This is a genomic window from Devosia sp., from assembly GCF_028290645.1.
Lineage (GTDB): Bacteria > Pseudomonadota > Alphaproteobacteria > Rhizobiales > Devosiaceae > Devosia_A.
The window spans coordinates 1-6,496 of the sequence record NZ_JAQGJL010000213.1 but is presented as its reverse complement, the minus strand read 5'-3'; the positions used below and the strand labels follow the sequence as shown (position 1 = coordinate 6,496).

Here is a 6,496-nt window from a genome sequence, read left to right as displayed (position 1 = left end):
GGGACGCCCGCTACTGGATGCCCCCCAGTTGCGACGGAAGGGTGTCGTAGGTGTAGAGGGCGATGGCGTGGGGTTTCACCCCCTCGCTCAGTGGAATCAAAGTTACGGTGGGGAGTTGAGTTCCCGGTGGGGACTTCGGTCGCCGGTGTGAATGGGCGGTTCTTTTTGGGGCTTGCCGGCAGGCGATGATTGCAGAAACGAGGGGGACCTTGTCAGCCGACGCGGGCGTAGAACGCTACGGGATGTATGCCCCCCGCTTCTGCTGGCCAAAATGCCTGCAATTTAAGCCAGTCGTGAAGCGCGAACACACCTTGGGTGTGCGGGGCAATATTTACAAAGGCCAGCCGCAGAGGCGATCCGGAAGTATCGGCCCGCAATTTTGACAGCACGGCATCGAGCGTCACAGCACCGAACGGATTGAAGAAATAGAGCGCTGTCGCCCCGCTATAATCGAAGTTCTGCGCCTCTACCTCGTGTACGGTGATCGGCGTCCGGCGGAAGCGCATGCGCGCCGCGTTGGCACGCGCGTCGGCGCAAAGTTCGGGAGACATATCGACGCCGACCACGGCTTGGCAGTCGATGCGGGCTGCGCAACACAGTACCCGGCCGCGACCGCAGCCAACATCAACAAACACGTCCGACGATCCGATCGCTAATGAAGTGAGGACGTCGCGTATCTGCGCATAATCGACCGTGGCATAAATCGCGGCATCGGGAATACCGGTCTCCATGGTGCCGCGCGTCGCAATGCGCATTGTGGCCTCCGAGCGGAAATTATCTATCCGCCTGCCCCACTTTCTGAGATCCACCCGCAAATCAGCCCCCATCCGATCGCCCTTACCGAACCGGCCCGTAGAGAATGACGGAGCAAGTTGTGGCGCGCGAGAGTCGTTCAAGGGAATAGCCCATCGGCTCTATGTAGTGCGCGGGACACGACCAGAGTTGTGTACCCGTCGGCAATAGGAAGCCCTGACTCCGGCATTCGCGGAAACAGTTCTTACGGCGATCGGGGTCCCGCACATTCTTCGCAACTTCCGGATGGGACGCTCCTCAGGCTCAACTGTGCCACCGGCGCGACCCCTCAGACCGTTTGGCGGGTGTAGTGCAGGCCGATCACGCCGGTGGGGTAGGGCTTCGAGTCGACAAGCGCGAACCGAGTGGTTGCCCCGTCAGGGAACAGGCGCTTGCCGCCGCCGAGGGCGAGCGGATAAAGCGACAGGTGCAGTTCATCGACCAGGTCATGGGCCAGCAGCGCGTGCAGGAGTTGGCTGCTGCCGTCGGTGACGATGTTCTTGCCGGGCTGCGCCTTGAGTGCGCGCACCGCTTCGACGACGTTGTCCCGGATGATCGTGGTGTTGCGCCAGATGGGCTTCTCGAGCGTCTTGGAGACGACATACTTTGCGGGCCCGTTCATGAGGTCGCCGAACGGATCCCCGGCAGGTAGAGGCTCGAATGCCTCGGCATGCGTCACGTAGGTGCGCCGACCGAGCAGGAACGCGTCGACGTCCTGCATCATCGCGCCGAAGCTCTTCCCGATGTCGTCGTGCCAGAAGAGTCGTGTCCACCCCCCGTGCGTGAATCCGCCATCGCGATCCTCGTCCTCCCCACCAGGGGCCTGGATGACGCCGTCGAGCGTGATGAATTCGTGAACGATGAGCTTTCTCATGATGATCTCCGAAGGGTCCGAAAGTTTCAGCGGGTGAGCACCGCCATTGATCAAACGACGAACGAGCAGACCGAAGATCGACACGGCCGCGACCGATTTTTGCCGGATTTACCTGCACCGGTGCTCGGGGAAGGCACGCCGTTGGGCGCCCAGCTGGAGCAACTGCGTGCTCGGGGCGTTGGCTGCCCATGGTCTTTTCACTTTGGCCCGGTCATGTTCTCGTCAGACTGTTGGGGATAAGCATAACCTCCCAACGACCAGCGTGAGGCGATCAGGTGACAGGGACAGTTTTAGTGGTCGAAGACGAATGGCTCATTGGGGCCGATCTTCAAGAGCGTCTGGAGAGCCAAGGGTATCAAGTCCTCGGTCCCGCTGGGAACTGTGCAGCAGCCCTGGAAGTCCTCTGGTCGACGCCACCCGATTTGGCCATTCTCGACACCGTCCTGGGTTCGGAGACCTGTGAGGTTGTGCTGGAGGAGTGCATTCGACAGGGGATCCCGGTGGTCATCAGCAGCGGCACCCGAGCTCCGGATTTGCCAGCCTTCGCCGTAGGTCTTGCTTCGATCAGCAAGCCGTTCGACGACGACCAGATCATTCGAGTGATCAATAGCGCCCGAAGGAGCCCCACGCCCCATGGCCATCCCTAAGGCTTGCGACCTGTCGCGGCTGTCACCAGTTTTCTGCCTAGGTCCCCGGAAACCAGCGGTTCGATAGTTCTGATCGTCCCGCCCGCGGTGATAAGGATATAGGAGGCGCCGGCGCTCTGCAGTTCGCGGTAGGCTTCGATGGCCTCCGCCCCCGTTCCCACCTCGCGCGAGCCACGCCCGACCAACATCATGTAGCTCAGTTTGAAGGGCAACGGGGGCCTCCGTGGACACTGAGGGCCTTAGCTGAGCATATTGTATCGGGTCCATCGCGCCATTGCACTGACCCGTCCAAGGGCCTGTCCTCAGGCGGACGCCCGAAGAATTTGGTGTACCGGGCAACGCTGCGTTCGACGTCAGCAACACAGACTTCGGCGAAGATTCCCGTGACAGACATGATGTATTACTCCTTGGCCTTTTCCGATGGTTCGGTGGGATAACGGCAGGGAGATGTGATCGTTGCCCGCTGGTACCGACCTTGCGCTTTCCGCCTCCAGTCTGGGCTTGGGCCAACAAACGTTTCTGATTGAGCTGGCAGCAGCCGGATGGCGCCGAGCGCTAAGCTGCCGTGTATCGGGCTTGGTAAGGGATCGCCAGCATCGCCCGAGGGATGCACGGGGGTCAGCCGGCTCGGCGAGCGAGGTAGAGCGTCGTAGTCATATTTCGTGTCACGCGATTGCCGAACTCGTCCCGAGCGATGCGCCCCAACTCGGCTAGAACGGCGTCGCGGTCTGGGCGGAGGCTGACGTTAGAGTAGCTGGCATACAGTTCCACGGTCTGCTTAGCATCCAGCACGATTGACCAAGCGCTCCTATGCCAATCGACAACATCAAACGCGCCGGTCGCCTCCATCGCAGCCACCCTAGCCTCCACATCGGCTCCGAACTCGACGCGAGAAGGGCCGCTGTTTGAAGGGTTGGTTGGTCCGGCCGCCAGCAGCTTCTCAGTCGCGTCGTGGAATGGGTCCGACATGCTGCTATCACCGAACACATTCCAGAACGCGCCCACCAACCGCCGACCTTAAGGGCGTGGGCAATCTTGGCTAAAGCCGAATTTTCATCCAGCCAATGGAACGCTATAGCGCTAACTCCAATGTCAAACGACGAGCCCTCAAGCTCTACGTCTTCAAACGTGTTGTTGACGACCCGGAGTGCGGATGAGGGCGCCCCGTTTGTCAGATAGCTTGCCAGGCGGGGATCAGGCTCAATTGCGACCAAGGGATTTGCTCCCAGCGCGAGCAACTTTCGTGTCGCCTTGCCTGTCCCGGCCCCGATTTCAAAGACGGAGGTGCCGTCGCTAAGCCCGCAACGAGAACGGAGTGCCTCGAATATCCACGCAGGATAGTCTGGACGAGACCTGTCATAGCCGGCCGGATCAAGGCCAAAAGCGGTCCGTCCAGTCTCTTTAGCTATGGTGGAAGAGTCCATTGGTGATCCCTCGCCTGAAGGTCGCAGAGAATGGCGCAGCGCACCATACCGTCAAGCACCTTCGAGGTTAGGGTGTGGGGGCGACTGCAGGTCGCCCGCCTGGCGCAGCGCTTCTACGTTCGTGATAATGGAGTTGGCGTGGCACATTGGCCAGACGTGTCCTGTGGAAGACCATGAGGCCACGAAGGTGACTGTTTTGCTTATTCGGTTCGGCTAAGCTTCAACCGAGAACGCCGAAGGAGCCGAGATGTCAATAAAGGTCGCCGTCATCCAGAAGCCGCCTGTGATGTTGGACCGCGAACGCACTGTGGCCGCGGCGATAGAGCTACTGGAGGAAGTCGTCCGAGAGGGCGCGGTCCTGGCAGTTTTCCCCGAAGCGTATGTCCCGGGATACCCGACTTGGGTATGGCGTTTGCGGCCCGGCAAGGACATGGCAACTAGCAACGCGATTCACGCCCTGTTGCGGCAGGGAGCCGTGGACTTGGCAGCTGGACACCTGCAGCCACTTCAGGACGCTGCTGGTCGATTGGGCGTAACGGTGGTGATCGGCATCAACGAGATCGACAGCAAATACTCCGGAACGACGCTGTTCAACACGGTCGTGGTGATTGGGCCGGATGGGCAAGTCCTCAACCGGCATCGGAAGCTCATGCCGACCAATCCGGAACGGATGGTCTGGGGTTCTGGAGATGCAACCGGCCTCAAGGTGGTGGACACCCCCGCAGGAAGGGTGGGCGCACTGATCTGTTGGGAAAGCTACATGCCGCTCGCCCGCTATGCTCTCTACGCCCAAGGAATGGAAATTTATGTCAATCCGACGTGGGACAGCGGAGAGACGTGGGTCGCCACCCTTCGTCACATCGCAAAGGAGGGAGGATGTTGGGTGATCAGTACCTCCACCGCGCTCCAAGGCAGCGACATTCCCGAGTCCCTCCCCGACCACGAGGCGCTCTTCACGGCCGACGAGTGGATCAACGATGGGGGTGCTGTGGTCATTAGGCCGGATGGATCGGTTGCGGTCGGCCCCCTCGTTCGCGAGAAGGGCATTCTGTACGCGGAGATAGATGTAGAGATGGCCCGCCGAGCCCGTCGATCCCTGGACGTTGCAGGACATTATGCGCGCCCCGACATTTTCTCGCTCTCGGTTGACCGGCGACCTCGCCCGCCGGCCTTGTTCACCGATTAGGCCCAAGTCGCCCCGGAGGACATGTCCACGCCGTCCGCGGCGATTCCTAGAATGCACCTCGTCGCGCACGGAGGACAATGCAGGACTGGCTGAGCTCGCTGCCACGACCGCTGTCCGCGGTTCTAGGACATTTGATCAAGCGGTGGGTTGCGAAGCTCGCGGTGAATAAGCGCCTGGCTCGTCGCCTGAGGGTGAACTCTATCGGGCGTTGGGGCGCGCGATCCTGAAGGCCGACGAACTAGAACGGATCGAGCGCGACCTGCTTGGCTAGTGGCTGTCCTCAGGCGCCGGCAACGGCTCGAGATAGCCATGCCCAACAAGCCAGTCCTGCAGAATGAGCGAGATGGCGTCGGGCCGAGTGGCCGGCGCGTTCGGTTCGCTCATGAAGGTATCAAGAGCGGCAGCGACATCCCAATCACCTGTCGGCGCGGCGTCTAGCGCGGCGAGAATCTGGCGCGCCGCGGGATCGCTTGGGTCAGCCTCGCCCAGGTACGGCGTGGGTGGTTGGTCTGCTCGCGACACCGAGGGCGGCCGGCGGCCGCTCGGGTGTAGCGCCGCCAGCATCTGCTGGCCGGCCCGCACCCGAGGATCGATATCTGTCCAGGGCACCTACGACGCGACCCGAGGCGGGACTGCAGGACCGCTACCATACCTATTGTGACAAGCCGAGTGGGGCCTCGTCTTTGGTCGCGGGGCCTTGGGGCGCGGTGGCTGTGGACCCCCACCCCTCGCAGGTCGTCTGCTGACCCGACATGAGGCGCTTCGGTCCGAGATCGCGGCGCTCTACCATCTGCGAGCGGCACCACAGGGCTGAAGTCGGTGCGACTGTGCAAGGGCGCGACCGAGATGGACCTGAGGACGCTTGGCGGCAACCGGCCCGATGTAATGCTCGACGAGGTGGGTAAGAAAATCGTCGCCCCTTGCTGCGGTGGCAAGCATTTCCGTTTAAGCTGGCAACTCCCCGATGGGACCGAGCGCTAGGCCTCACGGCAACCTAGGTCCCTGCTGAGAACCGAACCACGAAATTAGCGCTTTGAGAATTGCCCGGGACGGGGGCCCATTCAACGGAGTGTCCGCTGTCTCTTGAAGCGGTTGTCCGCGGGGTTATCCGGCTAAGCCTTTGAATTGTCGCAGACTCAATGCGCAGGCAATTTGCTGAGCAAAAACAGCAGACTGCATGGCGGTGGGTGTAGTCAGCTGCGAAACCGTCTGAGCCGCTCGATTGGCAGTGTGCGCCGCTGCAGTATAGCTACAAGTCGTTGAAACTAATTGGTGTTTTGCTTGGCGGCGCTGAGCGAAGCTCTCTGACCGCACCTCAGCCAGGCGGCTATCAGAATGCTCCGCCTGACGCATCATCCGAAGCATTGGCACGCTACGAGCCGCCGGCGTGCAATCGTGAAAGTTAAGCCTGACTACGTCGCCGTCGAAGCGATCACTGCCGCAGACGTAGCGGTGGACGCGGTCCGGCGAAAAAGGGCGTGCCTTCCCCGAGCACCGGTGCAAGTAAATCCGGCACAAATCGGTCGCGGCCGTGTCGATCTTCGGTCTGCTCGTTCGTCGTTTGATCAATGGC

General features: G+C 61.4%; 7 protein-coding genes and 2 pseudogenes. 2 read left to right on the top strand and 7 right to left on the bottom strand.

The features are described 5' to 3' along the window. Positions 1–212: 212 nt before the first annotated feature. Together JWQ89_RS12140 and JWQ89_RS12135 are read right to left on the bottom strand one after the other, a co-directional pair. On the bottom strand, positions 213–755 hold the full coding sequence (locus tag JWQ89_RS12140; RefSeq protein WP_299641350.1) for a class I SAM-dependent methyltransferase: 543 nt from the start codon (positions 753–755) through the stop codon (positions 213–215). Positions 756–1,081: 326 nt separating this feature from the next. Further along, positions 1,082–1,750, bottom strand: a complete 669-nt coding sequence (locus JWQ89_RS12135) for a dihydrofolate reductase family protein (RefSeq protein ID WP_299641348.1) — start codon at positions 1,748–1,750, stop codon at positions 1,082–1,084. Positions 1,751–1,959: 209 nt separating this feature from the next. Between JWQ89_RS12135 and JWQ89_RS12130 the strand changes: the two genes are divergently transcribed. Then, positions 1,960–2,313 carry a hypothetical protein gene (locus tag JWQ89_RS12130; protein ID WP_299641346.1) on the top strand — a complete coding sequence of 118 codons (354 nt, stop codon included), beginning with the start codon at positions 1,960–1,962 and terminating at the stop codon, positions 2,311–2,313. Here JWQ89_RS12130 and JWQ89_RS12125 read toward each other — a convergent pair. From JWQ89_RS12125 to JWQ89_RS22520, 3 genes and pseudogenes are all read right to left on the bottom strand, one after another. Further along, entirely contained in the window at positions 2,310–2,525 is a 216-nt protein-coding gene (locus JWQ89_RS12125; protein ID WP_299641345.1) for a hypothetical protein, read from the bottom strand. The two genes, JWQ89_RS12130 and JWQ89_RS12125, sit on opposite strands and share 4 nt — an antisense overlap. A 406-nt stretch (positions 2,526–2,931) precedes the next feature. Next, on the bottom strand, positions 2,932–3,282 hold the full coding sequence (locus JWQ89_RS12120; protein ID WP_299641342.1) for a hypothetical protein: 351 nt from the start codon (positions 3,280–3,282) through the stop codon (positions 2,932–2,934). Between the two features lie 47 nt (positions 3,283–3,329). Next, positions 3,330–3,737, bottom strand: a pseudogene (locus JWQ89_RS22520) (methyltransferase domain-containing protein); the annotation flags it as partial. Positions 3,738–3,984: 247 nt separating this feature from the next. Here JWQ89_RS22520 and JWQ89_RS12115 point away from each other — a divergent pair. Beyond that, complete coding sequence (locus JWQ89_RS12115; protein ID WP_299641340.1) at positions 3,985–4,923, top strand: carbon-nitrogen hydrolase family protein; 939 nt, start codon at positions 3,985–3,987, stop codon at positions 4,921–4,923. 267 nt (positions 4,924–5,190) lie between these two features. Here the strand turns inward: JWQ89_RS12115 and JWQ89_RS12110 are convergent, their stop codons facing one another. Further along, positions 5,191–5,532 (bottom strand): hypothetical protein, encoded by a 342-nt coding sequence (locus JWQ89_RS12110; RefSeq protein WP_299641339.1) that lies wholly within the window; start codon positions 5,530–5,532, stop codon positions 5,191–5,193. A 789-nt stretch (positions 5,533–6,321) separates the two neighbouring features. Further along, positions 6,322–6,435 (bottom strand): annotated as a pseudogene (locus JWQ89_RS12105) (dihydrofolate reductase); the annotation flags it as partial. Positions 6,436–6,496: the final 61 nt, after the last annotated feature.

Bases quoted from the DNA above. Each gene is read 5' to 3' on its own strand.
- JWQ89_RS12140 (WP_299641350.1), bottom strand. From the start codon at position 755: ATGCGCATTGCGACGCGCGGCACCATGGAGACCGGTATTCCCGATGCC.
- JWQ89_RS12120 (WP_299641342.1), bottom strand. From the start codon at position 3,282: ATGTCGGACCCATTCCACGACGCGACTGAGAAGCTGCTGGCGGCCGGA.
- JWQ89_RS12115 (WP_299641340.1), top strand. From the start codon at position 3,985: ATGTCAATAAAGGTCGCCGTCATCCAGAAGCCGCCTGTGATGTTGGAC.